We start from the raw sequence: 18,910 nt of genomic DNA on the forward strand, positions 1-18,910 counted from the left end.
AACCCGGTTTCTTCAAGTATCTTGCTTAAATGACGCAATTATGTTAAGAAACCGGGTTTCTGGGTAGGTAATAATGATGTTGGTGGGAAGCGCGAAATTGTCGACAGTAGGCGACAATCAACGAAATATTTAAAGTCTAAATATCTGAGATTTAAAGGTGCATGGTATTGAATACTGTTTTGGTAGCGATCGACAATTCAGAGCTTGCAGAACGGGTTTTGCAAGTTGTAGGACAATTTCAGCTAGAACCGACGGCAAAGGTGATTCTAGTTCATGTTGTCAGTTCTGGTATGTCGGATTTTGACGCGGTTGTCGATCGACCTCACGCTCAGGGAGATGAGATTGCTTACCGAGAGGTGGAGAAGTTACTGCAATCTTATCAGGAAAAGTTGCCTTGCCAGAGCGAATTGGAGATTGTTTCGGGACAACCTGCAGAAGAAATTGTCCGTTTGGCTAATATTTATAAGGCGGATTTAATTGCGCTCGGCTGTCGGGGTTTGACTGGTTTAAAGCGGATTTTGGAGGGTTCGGTGAGTGCTGATGTTGTGGCTGAGGCTCCTTGTTCGGTGTTGGTGGTGCGGGCTAAGTAAGGGCAATTGAACCGCAGGGATGGACAGGCGAGACGCCTGTTCCACGGAGATTTACAGTAGTTAAAACTTGTAGGGTGTGTCAGCCAAGAGTTATTGAAGCCGCAGATAATTATAATGCGCTCTGACGCACGGATACAACTTTTTGTTTATTTATCATGTTAATTGTTGTAAAAATTTGAGAGTCAGTTTCAAACAGTAGTTAGACTGTCAGCAGGATAAATTTTGATTGGACTGTGGCCTGAGTCTCTCGTCGGTTAGATATGTCTTGCCCAATCCGCCTTTTCCCCATAAAAGGATGAGGATGTGTAATCTCCAGCAATAGTGGGTTTTACAGTGAGTTTAAAGTCACAATATTTTTCTAATTATCACACACTCCGATACAATTCGGCGTGTTTATGAAACCGTTTAAAAAGCAGTTTTATTAAAACTTATTAGCTGCCAAGGCTATGACTAAAAAACCGCATCGCTTGATTCCGCCAATTCTGGCTGCTGCTTTGACTGTGTTTGGGGTGGCACTTTGTTGGACGCCATCTTCTACCTACAACAATCTGGGTAATGTCAAGTCAGTCCTAGGGAAATATGAAGAGGCGATCGTAGATTATTCTAAGGCGATCGAGCTGAATCCCAAAGATGCTGATGCCTACAAAAATCGGGGTTTAGCCAAGTTGCGGCTAGGGAAATATGAACAGGCGCTCTCCGATTATACTAAGGCGCTTGAGCTGAATCCCAAAAATGCTGATGCCCATAACCATCGCGGTTATGCCAAGTTGGAACTAGGGAAATATGAAGAGGCGATCGCCGATTTCAATAAGGCGATCGAGCTGAATCCCAAATATGCTTCCGCCTACAAAAATCGGGGTTTAGCCAAGTCTGTGCTAGGTAAACAAGAAGAAATGAATGCAGATTTCAATAAGGCGTTAGAGCTGAATCCGAAAGATGCTAACGGCTACTTTATGCGGGGTTTATTGAATTCTATGGTAGGGAAAAAAGCAGAGGCACTCGCAGATTTTAATCAGGTTATAGACTTGCATCCCAAAGATGCTTCCGCTTACAATAGTCGAGGTGATGCCAAGTTTGCCCTAGGAAAAACAGAAGAGGCGCTCGCAGATTATAATAAGGCGATTGAGCTAAATCCAAAAGATGCTGATGCCTACAACGATCGCGGTTATGCCAAGTCAGACCTAGGGAAAAAAGCAGAGGCGCTCGCCGATTATAATAAGGCGATCGACCTGAACCCCAACGATGGTTTCTTCTACTTTGTTCGGGCTAATGCCAAGTCAGACCTAGGGAAAAAAGAAGACGCGATCTCGGATTATAGTAAGGCTATAGACCAGGGTTTAAGGGTGGGTGATGCCGTCGCCTACTACAATCGAGGTAATGCCAAGTCTGCCCTTGGGAAAAAAGCAGAGGCGATCGCAGATTATCAAAAAGCCGCTGACTTGTACAAGCAAGAAGGAAAAACAAGTGATTACCAAGATGCTGTTAACCAAATTAAAAAATTCTCACCACAGTAGCGAGTTAGAGATTGTTTTGAGAAACCGACCGAGTAGATTTTGCCTTGGAATAATATTTATCCAGCACATTTAATTGAACCGCACAACCGCTGCAATCAGTAGAGCGGATATCAACCAAATTGCTGCAATCCCTTACTGTGCAAATTCTCCTCGCTGTGCTGCATTTCCTTCATATCCTCACCCGCAACTATCCCGTAAATTTCCGTGTAGATTTTTCCGTATTTAACCTTTTCTAAAGCTGACAAGATTATCAAGTCCTTGCGAGCGAGTTCTGATTTCAGCGTGACAAGAATCGATTCCAAAGTCCCATCCATTCGCCAGCTACTGGAATATTGAGCCACCTCCTTTCCCAGCCCCAGTAAGGTATGGCGCTGCACACAAAGCGGAGTCGAACCATTAACTCGGAAATTGGCATCAATGGCATACAACTCTCCCTCAGAGTCTTCCAGCACGTCGAAGCCAATAACGCCGAAATAACCCTGTTGGTGAGCATATTTACCAATAGCGGCAATCATCTCAAAAAACCTACTCATGTCGGTTTCGCGGTAGTGAATCAGTCCCCCTAAATAGCTGCCCTCTGGGGTGACAAGTTGGCTGGTAGTGCCGATAAGCGTGATATTTCCCGTTTTGCTTACATAGAACTGCACGCAATAGTTCTGCACTTCATTCTTGACGAATTCCGAGACAATAATCGTATCCAGCAACTTAATATCGAGATATTTCCTCACTTCCTGCAAGCAGTAGTTCAGATCGCTGGCGCTTTTGATAATATAAGTGCCTTCTCCAGAAAGCCCGTGGGACGTTTTAATCAAGTAGGGGAATTGCTCTGGTAACTGAATGCTTTCGAGATTGACTTCGTGCAGATTGTAGGTTTGGTATTTCGGACATTGCACGCCTAATTCTGCTAGCGTGGCTTTGCTGAGTAAGTGGTAGTGGATGTCGGGATGGACGGCGTGTTTTTCAGGTTTGAGATTGTCGAAGGGAAATAGACTCAGGAGTTTGTCAAAGCGATCGCTTACGCTGAGATCTTCGAGATAAGTTGAGCAGTCTATCATCTCCATACTGCTGTAGCTGAAGCCAAAATGCTCCCGCCAATAGTCCATCAGCGAGTTCGGCGGCTGATTAATCACAATCCCTGGGATGGCATCGCCTAACACAGCCAGATTTTTCCAAGGTTCCTTCTGACCAATCTTGTCGAAAGAAGTTTTGGTGGCTTCACTGCTGCCGTCTTGAATAAAGTATTTTTTTCTGTTGGGGTAAGCAGCCCAACTGGCAGTTGCAGGGTAATTTAGGATGAACGCATAACCTGCATCTGTAATGTCTGCAGCAAACAAATCGGAAAGAGAATTACCCTGAAAGTAAGGAAAGTCGTATGTTGAGTTCATAAGAAACCTTCAAGTCGAGTTTGAATTGAACTGTTTTGCCGGCCACTAAGTAGCTCGACATAATTAAAAGTAGGGTGGGCAATGCCCGCCCTACAAATTGAAAAAGTGTTTATTGATGTCCAGCTACTTAATACCTAGGAAACAAGATATTAGTTGCGGAATTTTAACTCTCTCCAACTAGGGAGAATGCAACCTCAATAATTTCAATGATGGACGAGTTGTTTTTTCTTAGTGAACACAGCCACCTTGTCCATTCCTGAGGTTCTATAAGCACAAGCCATGTCCGTTGAATTATGCGCCCAGCCAACCCGCCCTTGAGGGTCTATGAGGATGCACCCAGCTTCTCCTGCTACCTTAGATGCCAGAGTCTCAATTGCCATCTGCGCTGCATCGTCTGGGTGCTTGCCGGACGCTAGAATGTCGATCGCCGTCTTAGCCAGAACTACTGGTATAATCGACTCGCCATCGCCTGTGGTCGAGCAAGCGCCCTGTTCATTTTCAGCAAACAAGCCTGAGCCGATAATGGCGCTGTCGCCGACGCGACCGGCGGGCTTATTCATAGTGCCGCCTGTTGAGGTACCGGCAACTAAGATGCCGCTGCTGTCCAAAGCTACACAACCAACGGTATTGGGGCGGTCAATAACTTCTTTTTCCTCCTCCCACTCTTCCTGTTGCTCATCAGCGATTAAGTCTTCTTTTTTACACATCTCGGCTCCATTTTCGGCCGCAAAATGTTCTGCGTGATCCGCTACTAAGAACATGGGTTTTTTATCCATAATCTTTCGCGCCACGGAGATGGGATGCCGCACGCCTTTAACATTTGCGAGGGCTCCCCAAGCTAATGAACCGCCTTCCATCATCGCTGCGTCTAGCTCTACCTCTCCCTTACTGTTGAGAACCGATCCAAAGCCTGCGTTAAATGTCTGGTCAGCTTCCAGAACCCGGATAGCTGCCTCAACAGCTTCTGCTGCTGTACCCCCCCTTGCGAGCACTGCCCAACCAGCTTCTGCGGCTGCGGTACAGCCTGCATTGTTGGCTGCTACCTTGTCTTCTGTGATGGTTTTTGCTCCACCGTGAACAATAATGCTTAGTACCATAAATTTCCTTTTTTTTATCTGAATATCTACTTAAAAATTTCTTATATCAATCAATTTATTATAAGCAATTTTTAAGTATTTTATTTGATGCTAGTTATATAGGCTAGCTGTGTTTAATTTAGGATTCGTCTATCTTCAGATATAATTATTTGTGTCGAGATTTGTATTCCTACCGACCTAGCTATTTACGAATTATTAATATATATGTTGCTAAAGTTATGTCAATAGTTTGATCACATTTAGCTTAGAGTTAGTTAAGGAACTTGAAAGAGTTAGGGAATAAAGATGAGGTAAAACTTAAGGGGATGCACTACACCTTAACAGGCAAAATTGCTAAACGTGAAGAATGAGACTTTGAGAGAAAAGAAGTGCGATCGGTCTTCACATCACTCTGAGCCTTTCTGCTGACCCGCCAAAAAGCCGCGCAGCCGCAACAAACTAGCCGTTTGACCCAAATTCAGCCTTAGCAGCGGCACTCCCGTGCGATCGCTAATTCGGCGGTACTTTTATTGCTGTGCTAAAATCGCTACTTTTACTGTTAACAAAAGTTGCAATTTTTTTTGCTAAAAACAGCAAGTAAAGCCATATAAACGCATATGCAAATTACAAATTACCCTTAATTAATTTAGATTACTTTCCTGAAAGTAAGGTTGATTCTTGGTTCAGTAACTTTGGCGGCTTTCGGGATTTGGTGTTGCCAAAAATGCTGGGTTGCTCCTTTCATCAGCAGGAAGCTTCCAGGAGTTAATTGAATTTCTAATTTCGTTTCTTTTTGGTATTTGTGCCTGAGCATAAAACGACGAGTAGCCCCAAAACTTACAGAACCGATCGCTGGGTTTTCACCAAGTTCTGATTCATCATCACTGTGCCAAGCTACACTATCTTTGCCGTCGCGATATAGATTAAGCAACACGCTGTTAAACACTGTACCTGCTATTGCTTCTATTTTAGATTTGATTGTTATGAGTGTAGGTGTCCATAGATTAGGCTCCATTTTTATTTTGGAGTAAGTGTAAGATTTACCTACATCTCCGTACCATGCGCTAAGTCGCGGTATAGCGACTTGCTTGCCAAAAAGCAGAGCCACCTCTTGCTTCCAATTAATAGCGCCGTACAATTCCGCAAATATCTCGTTGCTCTCATTGTTATTCAAAAAGTCGCGGTACATGATTATTTCGGCATCAGGCAGAGATAATTGCTGACCATGTTTCTGGCTTTCTGCTTTTGGCTCTTCCCACAATGAAAGTTGAGTATACATAAATCTGCTCGCTGATTACGTTTTACTGAAATTTATAAATATACAGTTGCTGACACAAGCACTGCCCAGCTTTACCATTAATCATGTAAAGCTAATTTTAGCATTTTAACAAGACAAGGATAATTACTTTTCTTAAACTTATAGCTAATGTTGCATACCGAATTGGGCGAAAAGTATAGGATATGTTTTGGTAAATTTTTACACAGGGACATAAGTTTAGATAATGCCAGAAAAATTCGGTTACTCTTGCTTTTGCCTTCCTTGCCCGCGATCGCTGCTGTGATGGATCTTGACCTAATCCTAGTCCTCAATGAAGCGATCGCGCTTCACATCACTCTGAGGCTTTCTGCTTACCCGCCAAAAACTCCCGCAGCCGCAACAAACTAGCTGTTTGCCCCAAATTCAGTGGCAGCAGCGACACTCCCTCCAACCGAGACTGCACTCAACCGTCGCCCCAATACCACTCGTGAAAAATGAAAATGATCTCCCCTTCCAACAATGTAGCGATCGAGTTTGGGACTGTTCCAATTAATCTAAATTGTGTGGCCGGTCTTTAATTTTTGTGTGAGTTGCCAATGCAGACTCACAGCGTTCCCAATAAATTTTAGAGACGCGATCGCCCTGATTCTGACGCCAACACTCGGAAAACAGCCCAGCCGCTTCAGCAAACTTCCCTTGCAAGTAATTTGCCCTAGCTTCTGCAAACAATTCCAGCGTAGCTAACTTGCCCGCTTTGATTTCAGGTGGATCAGCATCAAACACCTCATAAACTGTTACTAATTCAGATTTGCCCTTGACTTTTACCGTATCGAGAGTGCGGATTGCGTACTTGGATAAATTTTCTAAACGGGAGTAAGTTTCCTGGGTGATTAACAGCGACACCCCATAATTTTTTGTCAATCCCTCCACGCGAGAAGCTAAATTCACCGCATCGGAAATTACTGTGCCCTCCATGCGATTTTGACCGCCCACCGTCCCCAGCATCAAAGAACCCGTATTAATTCCAATCCCAATCTGAATCGGCCCATAGCCAGAATTAGCGCGGTGTTGATTATATCCAACGAGGCCCTGCAGCATAGCAATTCCGGCTTTCACCGCATTATCCGCCTCGCCGCTAAACAGCGCCATAATCGCATCGCCAATATATTTATCAATAAAGCCGTTATTTTCATTAAGAACGGGTTCCATGCGAGAAAGATAGGAATTGATAAATCTGAAATTGTCTTCCGGCGTCATGCTTTCCGAGAGCGTGGTGAAGTCGCGAATGTCGGAAAACAACACCGACATTTCTAACTGCACTTGGTCGCCTAATTCCACCTCAATAATGCTTGATTTATTTAGAAACTGTAGGAATTGATTGGGAACGAAGCGCTCGTAAGCTTTGTTGAGTTGGAACAATTCATTGGTAAACCTGATTCGCTCTGCTTCGGCTTTTTTGCGCTCCGTAATATCTTGAAAAGCTACAATGGCATAAGAAATATTATCCTTTTCATCATAGATTGGCGTACCCCAAACCTCAATAGGAATAATCTTGTTACCTTGGTGGATTTCCATATCATCGGCGGTGGCACTTTCGCCCCTCAACGCCAGCTCCGAGGGTAATTGTGCAGAGGGATATTCCTGCTCTGTTCCAGCTTGATAGATTTGATAAACCTCTGGTATTTGCTCGCTGGTGACTTCGGGAATAACTTCTTTACCTAATAATTGAATAGCAACGCGATTACTATAGTAAGGTTTGCCCAAAGCATCCAGCACTGATACCCCTACCGGAATTGCTTCTAAAAATTGAGTGAGCCTGTTCTCATTTTCGCGGACTTCTGTATAAAGCTTAGAATTTTGGATCGAGATAGCTGCCTGTCCCGATAACACTTTTAATAGTTCCACTCTTTCTGGGGTAAAAGCTCCGGCTGTCAGATTATTTTCTAGGTAAACAATACTGATGATTTGAGATTGGTTAATCAGCGGCACGCATAAAATTGATTTTGGCTGATGCTTTCGGATGTAGGGGTCGTTGGTAAATTGTCCTTTTCGGAAAGCCTCATCCAGTACCACGCTTTCTTGAGTGCGGGACACATAATTGACAATTGCTTCCGAAAGTTCCTGACAATGTTCAACGGGGATTGACTGCAACACGGTAACTTGTTGGGAATTTATTGTGCCTGCAGCTTCAATTAACAGCTTTCCCTGGGTTGGTAAAATTAGATATCCTCTTTGCGCCCCTGCACTTTCCATCAAAATTTTCATCAAGCTAGACAGTAACTTATCCAGCATTATTTCGCCGGATATCGCCTGAGAAGCCTTCATTACTGTGGTGATATCTAGGTTATTACCCGAACCCGTGGTCGTCCCTGATGCCGTAGTTTTTTTTCTTCCCGGTTGGATTGGCGCCAATAACTGCGGATATCGCGTTTCTAAATCTTTTACCTTAGCAGTTGCTCCCCATTGAACATAACAATAATAGGCCTCAATCATGTAGGTTTGAGCAAGTTTTTCTTTACCCCATTCTAGGTAAAATTTGGCGGCTAGTTCATTAGCTAGTGCTTCTTCGTTGAGGAATTTATTTTCTTTGGCTCCAGAAATTGCGCGATCGTACATTTCTATCGCCTCAGCTTTATTACCCAAAACTCGATGTTTTTCGGCCTCAACCAAATACCATTTATGCAGATGATTCATCGGAGCATTTTGGGCCCACTGTTGCAGAGTCGTTTGATGTGTTTGCACCTGAGCGAGAATTTCTAGTTGCTCAATTTCTAGCTGTGTGGGAAATAGCGCCAAGTGTGTTAGGGCAGCATAGAAATGGAAAATGGGAAAATAAACACTTCCCGATATTGCCATCAAATACGACTTAACTTGGGTAATGTGGCATAGGGCAGCCGAATAATTGCCAAACCAGTAAGCAAGAAGTAGTTTGTTGATGTAGATATAAGCGATCGCTGCGAATTCATTGTTCTGATATTGCTTAGGAATAATTACACTTTCATCGTATGCAGTTCCTATTAAGCAATCCGGTTGACTCACACATTCCGTCAAGTTCTGCACCGTCTGCCGCATCATATCCAAAGAATCATGAGCAGAATAGTGCTTCACCAGATATAAGGCAGTGCTGTAATCTGCTATTTCGGGTTCCCAAGTCTCTAGTTCTACCCCACCGAAAAAGTTGGCGTGAAAGTAAGTGAGTATGTTGTAGCCAGCGTTAAGGAAATCGCCAGATTCCATGCCAGCCATATAGCCATCTTTCTCCGTAGATATCACTGCTCTCATAGCTTCCTTATGATGCTGCATAAAAGCCCCAAACATCACCAGAATGATGGACTTGAATTTCCGTGAAGTGAACCCATCGAGCAAGCTGAGTGCCAATCGACCAAAGCGATAGCCTGTTTCTACCTCTCCCAAAAAACCACACAACACCATACCATGAAGTGCATACCCCACGCTTGATGGGGGTGCATTTCCAAAGGAGAGCGATAAACTCACCATCGTCGAGCTAAGGAGTGGTAGTAAACCGGGCATTCCCATGAAAATCGTTCCCGGTAACATTCCTAACATTTGCATAGCTGCCTGAGTCTGGGAATTTGTCATCACAGGTAGGTCAACCAGTTCCTCTATTTGTCTGCCCTGAAGTTGACTCTTCAGAGTTTGTAGCGCTTTACTAATCAAAGCTTCGTCAGGTTCAGTTGGGAATTCAACCCCCAGTTGTAAGAGTGCATTTCTGCCCACTGCGATCGCCTCCAACAGCTTGCCCTGGGCTGTCTGGGCGGCGATTGAAATTTCGTAAATTTTGATTTTGTCTAAAATTGTCTGAGCATTCTGCAATACCTGTGCTGCCATCTGTTCCATAACTTCAAGGTCAGCATTCAAATAGGCGGCTTCGGTAGCAGCAACATAAAGATTCAGGGTCAACTCATACTGACTTTGCCAGCAGTTGGCTGTCAGTAGCTCAATCCCTGTTTGCAAATAGATATTTGCTGCAGCGTAGGCGGTAGAACTTCTAGCCTTACGTCCCGCTTCTAAGTTGAGTTGGGCTAAGGCTTCTCGTTCGCTTAATTGATTAATTAACTCAATTCCTTGATTTAAATGCCCCACTATATCAAACAGCTTTTCTTCTCTTTCTATGTCCGAATATTTTTGTAGGAGTAACTGTCCAATTTTGAGATGAGTGGCTTGTTTTTGGTCTTCGGGTATTAGGGAATAAGCTGCTTGCTGGACGCGATCGTGCAGGAAGCTATAAGTTGGATTAGCAACAGACCCAGGAGGGAAAGGAGCATCTGTTTGAAGGAAGCATTTATAGCCTTCAGTAATAGGTAAAATCAGTCCTTCTTGCAATGCTATCCACAGCGCTGATGCCGTTTGTTCTGGTAATTCTTCGCTGACTATTGCCAATGTCTCTAAATCAAACTGCGCCCCAATGCACGCGGCAAGTTTGAGAACATCCTGAGTTTCGGCAGGCAACTTCTGCAATTGTGCCGCCATAAACTCCACCACATCCGAGGCGTCGGCAAATGTAACTTGATTAATATCGCACTGCCACCCCCCTTTACTGCCCCCCTTACTAAGAGGGGATTGAGGGGGGTTAAAAATAATTTGACCATCTTCATGCAACGCCTTGAGGAATTGAGTCGAGAAAAACGGATTACCTTGGGTTTTTTGATAAACCAATTCTGTCAAAGGTTGAGCAAAAGATAAATCGCAAATCAGCGTATCTGCTACCAACTGATTGAGATCTGCTAAACTCAACGGTTGCAGAGTAATCGTATTCACCGTGGCCCCAGACTTCACAATCTCATCCACAGTCAACATAAACGGATGAGCCGGTGATACCTCATTATCCCGATAAGCACCCAATATCAAGAGATGCCCCGTATCCTCCATCAACAGTTGTAGCAATTTCAGCGATGCCGAATCTGCCCACTGCAAGTCGTCCAGAAACATCACTAAGGGATGTTCTGCTTGGGTAAATACTTGCACAAATTTCTGCATCAGCAGATTGAAGCGATTTTGTGCTGCACTCCCCGACAATTCTAATGCAGGACGTTGAGCGCCAATGATGTGTTCTAATTCAGGAATTACGTCAATCAAGACTTGCCCACTCTCGCCTACTGCTGTGAGTATCAGGGTTTTCCATCTGTGTAACTGAGCGTCACTTTCTGATAATAATTGTCCCATCAATTCCCGAAATGCTTGCACAAATGCACTGAAGGGGATATTGCGCTGGAATTGGTCGTATTTGCCTTTGATAAAATAGCCGCGCTGTCGGGCGATCGGCTTGTGGACTTCGTTCACTACTGCGGTTTTACCAATCCCTGAAAAGCCAGCTACTAGCATCATTTCGGCACTAGCATTACGAACTCTTTCAAAGGCAGCTAATAGATGAAAAACTTCTGTTTCTCTGCCGTATAACTTTTCGGGAATCAGGAAATGGTCTGTAAGATCCAGGGTTCCCAACTCAAATTCTTCTATGCTATCGGTTTCTTGTAATTGAACCAGACACATTTCTAAATCCTGCTTGAGACCCAATGCAGTTTGATAGCGATTTTCCGCATTTTTTGCCATCAGCTTGCTGACAATTTGGGAGACAATTAGGGGGATTTCTGGCTTGATTTCGTGTGGGGGAACTGGTTGTCTGGCAATGTGGCAGTGAACTAGCTCTAAAGCGTCTTCTGTCTCAAAAGGTAGTTTTCCTGTCAGCAATTCGTAGAAGGTGACGCCGAGCGAGTAAAAGTCAGTGCGGTAATCGATAGAGCGATTCATCCTACCAGTTTGTTCCGGCGATATGTAAGCGAGGGTTCCTTCTAAAACGTTAGGATTTTTCAGGGTTGGCATTTCTCGCGTTAGCTGAGTGGAAATGCCAAAGTCGATAATTTTGAGCTGTCCCGTTTCCGGGTTATAAACAATATTTGAGGTGTTAATATCTTTGTGGATAATATTGGCGCTGTGAATTTGCCCTAAAGTTTCAGTGGCTGCGATCGCCAGGATCAGAAACTCCTTGAGGCTAAACTTTCGCTGCTGCATCCATATTTTCAAGGATTCCCCGCCAAAGTCCTCCACAAAAATTACGAGGCTATTTTGGTATTTTTGCAAGTCATAAACTTGCACGACTCCCGCCTCTTTCAGCTCTCGGGTGATACGGTATTCGGTGCGGTAGCGTAGCAATTCTTGAGGTGTGGGGTAGCTTTCTTTGAGCAGTTTCAGGATGAGCGGTTGGCGATCCGCTTCCCGAATCCCCCGGTAAACCAGAGAGTTGGTACTTTCGTAAAGCAGTTTCTGGACGGCAATGCCTGGAATGGAGAGCATATTTATTTTTCTGGTAAAAATTAACGTTTACTCAAAACACACCGGATTCGTTGTGTCGAGAATAGCGCTTTAGAAAGGAACAAATTATGTTTTTATAACACACTCTTAGTTTTTCGGCAGCGAAGTGGCTTTCAGGTGGTCTGGCAGAGTAAGGGTAAGGAGTTATAATGCGACGTATCTAAGCCTTGTTAATTCTCAACTCCATGAATTGTCCCCGTTTCGGTTCTCCAAACATCGTTAAAAATTGTCCCACCCCCAGCGCTAAGCAAAACTTTAAATCTATATATTGTCACAGGCAGTTTGTTTAAAACCCCACACATCAAAGGATTTCAGAAGAAACAAAAAAATTGAGAGATCGGCTTTTATTAGAAAAAATATCTTGAGTCGCGATTGTCAAAGTCACGAGGGTGTCCCCCCGCTGGTTCTAATACTATGTGTTTTTCAACAATTAGCATCAGTCCCCCGGAAAGTTCGAGTAAAGTCAAAAAATCAAGGCAAGCTAACGATCCAACACGATCAAATGTAGTCGTTTGTAGGCAATAAGAGGAACAAGCAGTGGAAAGAGCTGCCAATAGATGCCTTAGCCAAAGTAATTCTAGCGGTTTATAGCAATCCTACATGAGTCGTAAATTTTTTACCCCAGCCCACCCAACCCTCCCCTTACTAAGGCGAGGGAGTAAGAAATTCACAAATGATTTAGGATGGCTATATATAGGAAGTCTAGTTGAAATGCGCGCTAAAGGTTTGTCAGATTCAGTCCCAGTAGTTGAGAGACGATTTGCTGTCTATTATACAGATTTTTTGGTCGCATATAAAAAAGTTTTGCCTCGCCAGCGACACAAATCTGTCGGGAAAGATACGGGCAAAACTTCTGATCTCTAAAGATGCAAGAACTCCCTGATGTACAGGATATCTCGCTATTGTTGTAAGAAAGAGCCTTTCCTAATCTAAAAAGCTCTCAAATCATGTGGAAGCTTTGTGGTATTTTATTCATCAATACAACGCTTCTTTAACCCTAAAAAGATTGAGAATTTTTCCTTGCTATGCATGACTACCAGACTTTGTTCTCAGGATTTTGGAGAGTCATTTATCTACTTCCGCTTACCCTTCCCCGCTACAAACTCCCGCAGTCGCAGTAAACTAGCGGTTTGCCCCAAATTCAGTGGCAGCAGCGACACTCCCTCCAAGCGAGACTGCACCCAACCGTCGCCCCAATACCACTCGTGAAATCCGTCAATTCCCTGACTCAATAACAGCCGCAGACAATTGTGCTCAGCAATATCAACGTGATGCTGAACTGCCACGGGGCCCAGCCAACTGGTAAAGGTCAAACCTTGAGCAAATTCTTCCGGCAAACCGCTAGACAACTGCTGCGGCCACAGCCACTGCTGCAATTGACTTGGACGCAACAAGCTGTCTCTAATCGCTGTTTCGGAAGCTTCAAGCTCAATCCGCAGGTTGCTTTGTTGAAAATTACCGAGCATAAGAATTTTAGATATAAGTGCAAGTAACTTTAATGTAACTTATTGGACTGGTTCTAACCTATTCCGGGCGGGCTAGGAGCAACGGCCCACAAAAACCAAATGCACTCTTTGTGGAACAGGCAGGCCGGAAAGCCTGTTCATGTCCGGGCGGGCTAGGAGCAACGGCCCACAAGCAGAAAATTCATTCTTTGTGGAACAGGCCGGAAAGCCTGTTCTTAGAAAATAGTGCAAAATGTTCGACGATCGCACATCAGGGCACATCCGCCTTCATCTGCCGTTAAAGATTTAAGATCTTCGATCGCACCTACTGCCCGAAACCCGATTTTCGTATCGAACTGTTAAGCTCTGTTTCATTTCATTGAAATCTCCCCTGCTTCACGCCACCGCATCCAAACTCCGTGATACCATCACACCTGAGTAATGCCTATAGAAAAAAACTGGAGAGAAAAGCTTTGACACTAAGGGTTGCAGTAGTAGGTTCAGGCCCTGCGGGTTCTTCCGCCGCCGAAACATTGGTAAAAGCAGGCATCGAAACATACCTATTCGAGCGTAAATTAGACAACGCCAAACCCTGCGGTGGGGCGATTCCCCTGTGCATGGTCAGCGAATTTGACTTGCCGCAAAGTATTATTGACCGCCAAGTCAGAAAAATGAAAATGATCTCCCCCTCCAACGTCGAGGTGGACATCAATATTGAAAACGCACATGAATACATCGGTATGTGCCGCCGCGAAGTGCTTGATGGCTTCATGCGCGATCGGGCCGCTTCCTTGGGTGCAAAACTGATTAACGGCACCGTTCATAAATTAGAAATTCCCGGCAACAATACAGACCCCTACACTCTCCACTATGCCGACCACTCCGACGGCAGCGCAATGGGAATTCAGAAAACTCTGAAGGTGGATTTGGTAATCGGGGCTGACGGCGCTAACTCCCGCGTAGCAAAGGCGATCGACGCTGGCGACTACAATTATGCGATCGCCTTCCAAGAGCGCATCCGCCTGCCAGAAGATAAAATGGCTTACTACGAAGACTTAGCCGAAATGTACGTCGGCGACGACGTATCTACCGACTTCTACGCTTGGGTGTTCCCCAAATACGACCACGTAGCCGTCGGTACCGGCACGATGAAAGTCAATCAAGCCAGCATCAAAAAGCTGCAAGCAGGAGTCCGCGCCCGCGCTGCCAAAAAACTGATGGGCGGTGAGATTATTAAAGTGGAAGCTCACCCCATCCCCGAACATCCGCGTCCCCGCCGGGTTGTCGGCCGAGTTGCTCTCGTAGGTGACGCCGCAGGTTACGTTACCAAGTCTTCTGGCGAAGGTATCTATTTTGCCGCCAAGTCTGGCCGGATGTGCGCCGAAACTATTGTGGAGATTTCCAATAAAGGCGCGCGCATTCCGACTGAAGAGGAAATTAAGATTTACTTGAAGCGGTGGGATAAAGCCTACGGCATTACTTACAAAGTTCTCGACATTTTGCAGCGCGTGTTTTACCGTTCCGACGCTACTCGCGAAGCTTTTGTGGAAATGTGTGCCGATCGCGATGTGCAGAAACTCACATTCGATAGCTACTTGTATAAGACGGTAGTACCGGCCAATCCTTTCATCCAGATGAAGATTACCGCCAAAACCATTGGTAGCTTGTTGCGCGGCAATGCTTTAGCGCCTTAATTCCCTGCGGATCAAACGCACTTTGTATAAAAAAAGCGGGCAGTCACAAAACTGCTCGCTTTTTTTTGTTTGATCTAAGATAACGAACCCCGAAGGCGCGAAGGAAGAGGAAGAAGAAGAATTGTTAGTTCAAGTTCAACTGCACTAAGGTATCGGGGGCGAGGAAGTGGGAAATGTGATAAGCTCGCTCTTCTGTTTTTAGCAGGATTTTTTCGTAGAGGTAGCGGGTAGCTCGATCGCCCAAACTTTCTGCTTGTCCTGCTTGACGGCGCAGCAAACCTATAATAGCTTGTTCCGCCGTCAAATCGTGTTCTAGCATTTGGCGGCAGGAATATACGCCGTCGGCTTCCGGATCAAAACAGCACAGCTCGGCTAACTTGCTAAAGCTAGCTGCCGGTATGCCGCCCAACCCGTTTAACCGTTCGCCCAACTCGTGGACGCTATCTTGAGCTTCTCCGTAGCTTTCTTCAAAGAATTTGTGCAAGGAGTAAAATTCTGCCCCTTCCACGACAAAATGATGTTTTTGATATTGCAGGTATAGAGCCTGAAAACTGGCCAGCAGCGCGTTCATCCCTTCACAAATCGGTGCTGTGACTGAATGTTCCAGTAGAACTGGGTTTTCGGCTATGTGGCCAAATGGTCTCAATGCACTCTGAGTCTCAGCCATGTGTGTTCTCCTCTCAATAGGCAGTTTTGTTGCCAATAGAGTCAGTCTAGCACTGTAAATTTACCAGTCAAGCAGCGTCTGCCTCGATAGTAGAAGATTTTATAGAGTAGGAAAACTTTTTTGTAAACCTATTGAGAATTATTAGCAGTTGGGTTATGCTTGAACAAGATCCTCGTTCTAAACGCTTCCTGAAAGTGGGGCGAACCTTCTGAAGTCAGAAGGCAGAGGGCAAAAGGCAGAATTTTTCAGGAAGGGCTTTTGATCATCTTTGATGTTCTGCTGAAATCTGGCTTTTAACTTCTACCCGCTACCATTCAGGGTAAAAATTAATGCAAATTATTACTGTTGTTAAAAAATGAATCCAGCAGATCCAGAATTAGAAGTTTGTGACATTGTGCAAGTTAGTTGGCTAGATAGGTGGCAAGTTTACAAACGCTTGCAAGAACTAGAAATTCCCTGCTGGTGTGCGGTTGACCAACCTTTGCGGGCAAAAGTCAACACTGTCAAACAAGCTGCTCAGTTAAAGAGCGTGTTGAGGCAAGTCAGTGCCCCGAAGGGCGAACTCGTGCAGTGGCTGGAATCCTGCTGGCAAAGGGGCTAAAGGAAGCAGGAAGTTAGGCAAAGAGCAGCGTACAAAATGTAACGGATGTAACGGATTTAAAGGAGTTATAACAATGTATAAATCTGGCAAGCAAGTTTCCGAATTCAGTTTAGAGGGAGAAATCCTCGGCCTGATTATTGAAGATGGGTGTAAACTTAAATATTTGCGAATTAGTAGCGATCGCGGAGTAGAATATCTTGTTAAACTTTGCAAGGAATTGCGGTCATTTCTGTCACCTGTTTTGACGCCCGGGTTGAAAGTTCAAGTTGTAGGTGAGAAAGAACTCAATTTGAAAAACGGTAAAATAAAACTTAAAGCTCGCAGCCTCAAGCTGGCTCAGGGTAACAACGATCGATCGCACGAACACCTTGACTCCACCAATGGGCCTGTTGCGGTATTGACATCCGACGATCGCGCGATCGGCAAAAGCGACTTCACCTCTCCCACTGCGGCTCAAACTGTAAAAGCTCCGGCAAAAACCCAAACCAAAATATTAGTATGTCAAAAATCAGACTGCCTGAAGCGGGGCGCTGGAGGAGTCTGTAAAGCTTTAGAAAATGCTTTGAATGCGCGCGGTTTAGAAGACAAAGTGACAGTACAGGGAACCGGATGTCTCAAACAGTGTAAAGCGGGCCCAAATATAGTTGTGATGCCGGACAAAACTCGCTACAGCCGCATTGCACCGGCAGAAGTTCCAGCAATTATTGACAAACATTGTGCAGTTGTTAAAGCTTAGGCGATCGCACGCATACCGAAACAGTGCGTGAGACATCAGGAAAAATTATTTTGATAGGACTCGGTACCAAAAACTCACGTCTGTAGGGTGCTCATAGGCGCATCTTACGCCTGAATTTGAGTTCGGGTTGTAGTTCGATGGCGCGAATCGATTCAGAGGTTATTGTCCCAAAAAACCGGAAAAATGCCAAAAACTATCACTTAGGGGCTTCCTTCGGGAGAATATCTAAGGATAGACTGTATCTGAGACCCTGTGAGTATTGGGATAAAAAGCCATGTCAGAAGCTGATCTTCGAGCCCATCAGCACCAACCGTACCCTGCTGTTCCATCCGATACCGAACCATTGCAGTCAGATTTTGCTGCTGCTGGGGGTTTTGAGCCGATCGCCCCCGATGCAACAGACCCTCCCGCAACGGTTCCCCAACAGCCAGAAGAAGACTGGCAAACAGTAGATTTTCCCAACGCCATCAGCGTAGATGCAATTCCCACAAAACTGGAAACAAAAAATTCGCAATCTCCGACACAGCCGGCGGAGGCGGGCTCGCCCCCGATTTCAGACAATCTAAAAAATATGCTTGGGAATGCCGAACAGGCCAAGGGCAAAGGATCAACCCCAGTCACCCTCATGCAAGCGCTGCACGAATGCAACCGCGACCTTTTACAGCGCATCGCCCAGCTAGAAACAGCTCTTGAAGAGTCCCAAAAAACCTTGCAGAATCGCGAAGCTTTGCTAGAACAGCGGACTGCAGAACTCGAAAATACTCAAGAACAATTGACGCGGCTGTTTGGCAAAGTGGAAGTTTCCCATCAAACCCTTCAAAGTCAAGAAATTTTAGTCGAAAATTTAAGAAGTCAGTTGGCAACCAGCCAAGTCAGGCTAGCAACTGTTGAGCGAGAATGTGCGTCTACTGTGCAGCGCTACAACGAACAGTTACAGCAGTTAGTAGCCACAGAAAATATTTGCAGGGAATTGCGAGCCCGCTTGCACCGCCAGCAGCGCCACACTCTGCAATTCAAAGCTGCCTTGGAAAGAAGTTTGGACAGGCCGCAGGTAAAGTCGCCGAAGATCGAGCCGCCTGACAATGGTCTGGACACCGCCAGCGCACAATTAGAATCTTTGCTCGCGGCGGTCAAAAGCTCTCAGATGCCTGTGCCGCCAGCCTTCAACGCTTCCCCTGTCCAACCTTGGTCGGAACCAGAAGAGGTTCCAGAGGTAGCCGCTGCTGCCGAGGCGATCGAGCCTGAATCCCCAGCCCCTCTAGAACTCAACAAATTAGCCGAAGTATCCGCCATTCAATTGCAGGAGAACGAAACCTACCAGCCTGATGAGCCGGCACCTGACTTAGCCGAACCGGTTGCGGAACCTGAACTGCCGATGGCTGAGTCTGAACCCGAAACTGCTACCAAAGTGGACGCCCAAGAATTGGCCAGGGCTTTTCAAATTTTGAACTCGGTTGAAACCTTTGGCATTCAAGAAGTGCGATCGAGTGTGGCAAAACCTACAGCAGTCGCCCAACCAGACTGGCTGAGCTTGATTGCCAGTCCGCTGCGGGCTTCTAAAAAACGCCGATCGCTAGCTGAAATTGAATTGCCGAGTTTTCGATAGCCAAATGA

General features: G+C 45.3%; 13 protein-coding genes. 7 read left to right on the forward strand and 6 right to left on the reverse strand.

Annotated elements, in window-relative coordinates:
- Nucleotides 1-161: 161 nt before the first annotated feature.
- Nucleotides 162-590, forward strand: a complete 429-nt coding sequence (locus QUA23_RS08135) for a universal stress protein (protein ID WP_333075122.1) — start codon at nt 162-164, stop codon at nt 588-590.
- A 446-nt stretch (nt 591-1,036) separates the two neighbouring features.
- The gene (locus tag QUA23_RS08140) at nt 1,037-2,104 is read left to right on the forward strand and encodes a tetratricopeptide repeat protein (RefSeq protein WP_333075123.1); all 1,068 of its coding nucleotides are present in this window, start codon (nt 1,037-1,039) and stop codon (nt 2,102-2,104) included.
- A 110-nt stretch (nt 2,105-2,214) separates the two neighbouring features.
- Here QUA23_RS08140 and QUA23_RS08145 read toward each other — a convergent pair whose 3' ends face one another.
- From QUA23_RS08145 to QUA23_RS08155, 3 genes are all read right to left on the reverse strand, one after another.
- Complete coding sequence (locus tag QUA23_RS08145; protein ID WP_333075125.1) at nt 2,215-3,489, reverse strand: carbamoylphosphate synthase large subunit; 1,275 nt, start codon at nt 3,487-3,489, stop codon at nt 2,215-2,217.
- Between the two features lie 203 nt (nt 3,490-3,692).
- A complete protein-coding gene (locus QUA23_RS08150; RefSeq protein ID WP_333075126.1) occupies nt 3,693-4,586 on the reverse strand; it encodes an isoaspartyl peptidase/L-asparaginase family protein in 894 nt (297 codons plus the stop codon).
- 625 nt (nt 4,587-5,211) lie between these two features.
- A complete protein-coding gene (locus tag QUA23_RS08155) occupies nt 5,212-5,844 on the reverse strand; it encodes an alpha-ketoglutarate-dependent dioxygenase AlkB (protein WP_333075127.1) in 633 nt (210 codons plus the stop codon).
- 246 nt (nt 5,845-6,090) lie between these two features.
- Here QUA23_RS08155 and QUA23_RS08160 point away from each other — a divergent pair, with 246 nt between their 5' ends.
- Entirely contained in the window at nt 6,091-6,231 is a 141-nt protein-coding gene (locus QUA23_RS08160; RefSeq protein ID WP_333110339.1) for a hypothetical protein, read from the forward strand.
- Between the two features lie 141 nt (nt 6,232-6,372).
- Here the strand turns inward: QUA23_RS08160 and QUA23_RS08165 are convergent, their stop codons facing one another.
- Both QUA23_RS08165 and QUA23_RS08170 read right to left on the reverse strand, forming a co-directional pair.
- A complete protein-coding gene (locus QUA23_RS08165; protein ID WP_333110338.1) occupies nt 6,373-12,135 on the reverse strand; it encodes an AAA family ATPase in 5,763 nt (1,920 codons plus the stop codon).
- 1,091 nt (nt 12,136-13,226) lie between these two features.
- Nucleotides 13,227-13,619, reverse strand: coding sequence for a hypothetical protein (locus tag QUA23_RS08170; protein ID WP_333075135.1), 393 nt, complete (start codon nt 13,617-13,619; stop codon nt 13,227-13,229).
- Nucleotides 13,620-14,071: 452 nt separating this feature from the next.
- On the opposite strand from QUA23_RS08170, the gene chlP reads away from it, so the two are divergent.
- Nucleotides 14,072-15,292 carry a geranylgeranyl reductase gene (gene chlP, locus QUA23_RS08175; protein WP_242723505.1) on the forward strand — a complete coding sequence of 407 codons (1,221 nt, stop codon included), beginning with the start codon at nt 14,072-14,074 and terminating at the stop codon, nt 15,290-15,292.
- Between the two features lie 124 nt (nt 15,293-15,416).
- On the opposite strand, the gene QUA23_RS08180 is transcribed toward chlP, so the two are convergent.
- Nucleotides 15,417-15,959: a Dps family protein gene (locus QUA23_RS08180; protein ID WP_333075136.1), complete on the reverse strand. Its 543-nt coding sequence runs from the start codon at nt 15,957-15,959 to the stop codon at nt 15,417-15,419.
- A 355-nt stretch (nt 15,960-16,314) separates the two neighbouring features.
- On the opposite strand from QUA23_RS08180, the gene QUA23_RS08185 reads away from it, so the two are divergent.
- From QUA23_RS08185 to QUA23_RS08195, 3 genes are all read left to right on the forward strand, one after another.
- Complete coding sequence (locus QUA23_RS08185; RefSeq protein ID WP_333075137.1) at nt 16,315-16,560, forward strand: Asr1405/Asl0597 family protein; 246 nt, start codon at nt 16,315-16,317, stop codon at nt 16,558-16,560.
- 73 nt (nt 16,561-16,633) lie between these two features.
- Complete coding sequence (locus QUA23_RS08190) at nt 16,634-17,296, forward strand: (2Fe-2S) ferredoxin domain-containing protein (protein ID WP_333075139.1); 663 nt, start codon at nt 16,634-16,636, stop codon at nt 17,294-17,296.
- A gap of 274 nt (nt 17,297-17,570) precedes the next feature.
- Nucleotides 17,571-18,902: a hypothetical protein gene (locus QUA23_RS08195; protein WP_333075141.1), complete on the forward strand. Its 1,332-nt coding sequence runs from the start codon at nt 17,571-17,573 to the stop codon at nt 18,900-18,902.
- The last annotated feature ends 8 nt before the right edge of the window (nt 18,903-18,910 follow it).

Source organism: Microcoleus sp. Pol1C5 (genome assembly GCF_036701115.1).
Taxonomy (GTDB): domain Bacteria; phylum Cyanobacteriota; class Cyanobacteriia; order Cyanobacteriales; family Microcoleaceae; genus Microcoleus.

What these genes read in the sequence shown, in the direction of transcription:
- QUA23_RS08190 (WP_333075139.1), top strand. Translation starts at nt 16,634, where the DNA reads ATGTATAAATCTGGCAAGCAAGTTTCCGAATTCAGTTTAGAGGGAGAA.
- QUA23_RS08150 (WP_333075126.1), bottom strand. Translation starts at nt 4,586, where the DNA reads ATGGTACTAAGCATTATTGTTCACGGTGGAGCAAAAACCATCACAGAA.
- QUA23_RS08135 (WP_333075122.1), top strand. Translation starts at nt 162, where the DNA reads ATGGTATTGAATACTGTTTTGGTAGCGATCGACAATTCAGAGCTTGCA.
- QUA23_RS08165 (WP_333110338.1), bottom strand. Translation starts at nt 12,135, where the DNA reads ATGCTCTCCATTCCAGGCATTGCCGTCCAGAAACTGCTTTACGAAAGT.
- QUA23_RS08155 (WP_333075127.1), bottom strand. Translation starts at nt 5,844, where the DNA reads ATGTATACTCAACTTTCATTGTGGGAAGAGCCAAAAGCAGAAAGCCAG.
- QUA23_RS08145 (WP_333075125.1), bottom strand. Translation starts at nt 3,489, where the DNA reads ATGAACTCAACATACGACTTTCCTTACTTTCAGGGTAATTCTCTTTCC.
- QUA23_RS08180 (WP_333075136.1), bottom strand. Translation starts at nt 15,959, where the DNA reads ATGGCTGAGACTCAGAGTGCATTGAGACCATTTGGCCACATAGCCGAA.
- QUA23_RS08185 (WP_333075137.1), top strand. Translation starts at nt 16,315, where the DNA reads ATGAATCCAGCAGATCCAGAATTAGAAGTTTGTGACATTGTGCAAGTT.
- QUA23_RS08140 (WP_333075123.1), top strand. Translation starts at nt 1,037, where the DNA reads ATGACTAAAAAACCGCATCGCTTGATTCCGCCAATTCTGGCTGCTGCT.
- QUA23_RS08170 (WP_333075135.1), bottom strand. Translation starts at nt 13,619, where the DNA reads ATGCTCGGTAATTTTCAACAAAGCAACCTGCGGATTGAGCTTGAAGCT.
- QUA23_RS08195 (WP_333075141.1), top strand. Translation starts at nt 17,571, where the DNA reads ATGTCAGAAGCTGATCTTCGAGCCCATCAGCACCAACCGTACCCTGCT.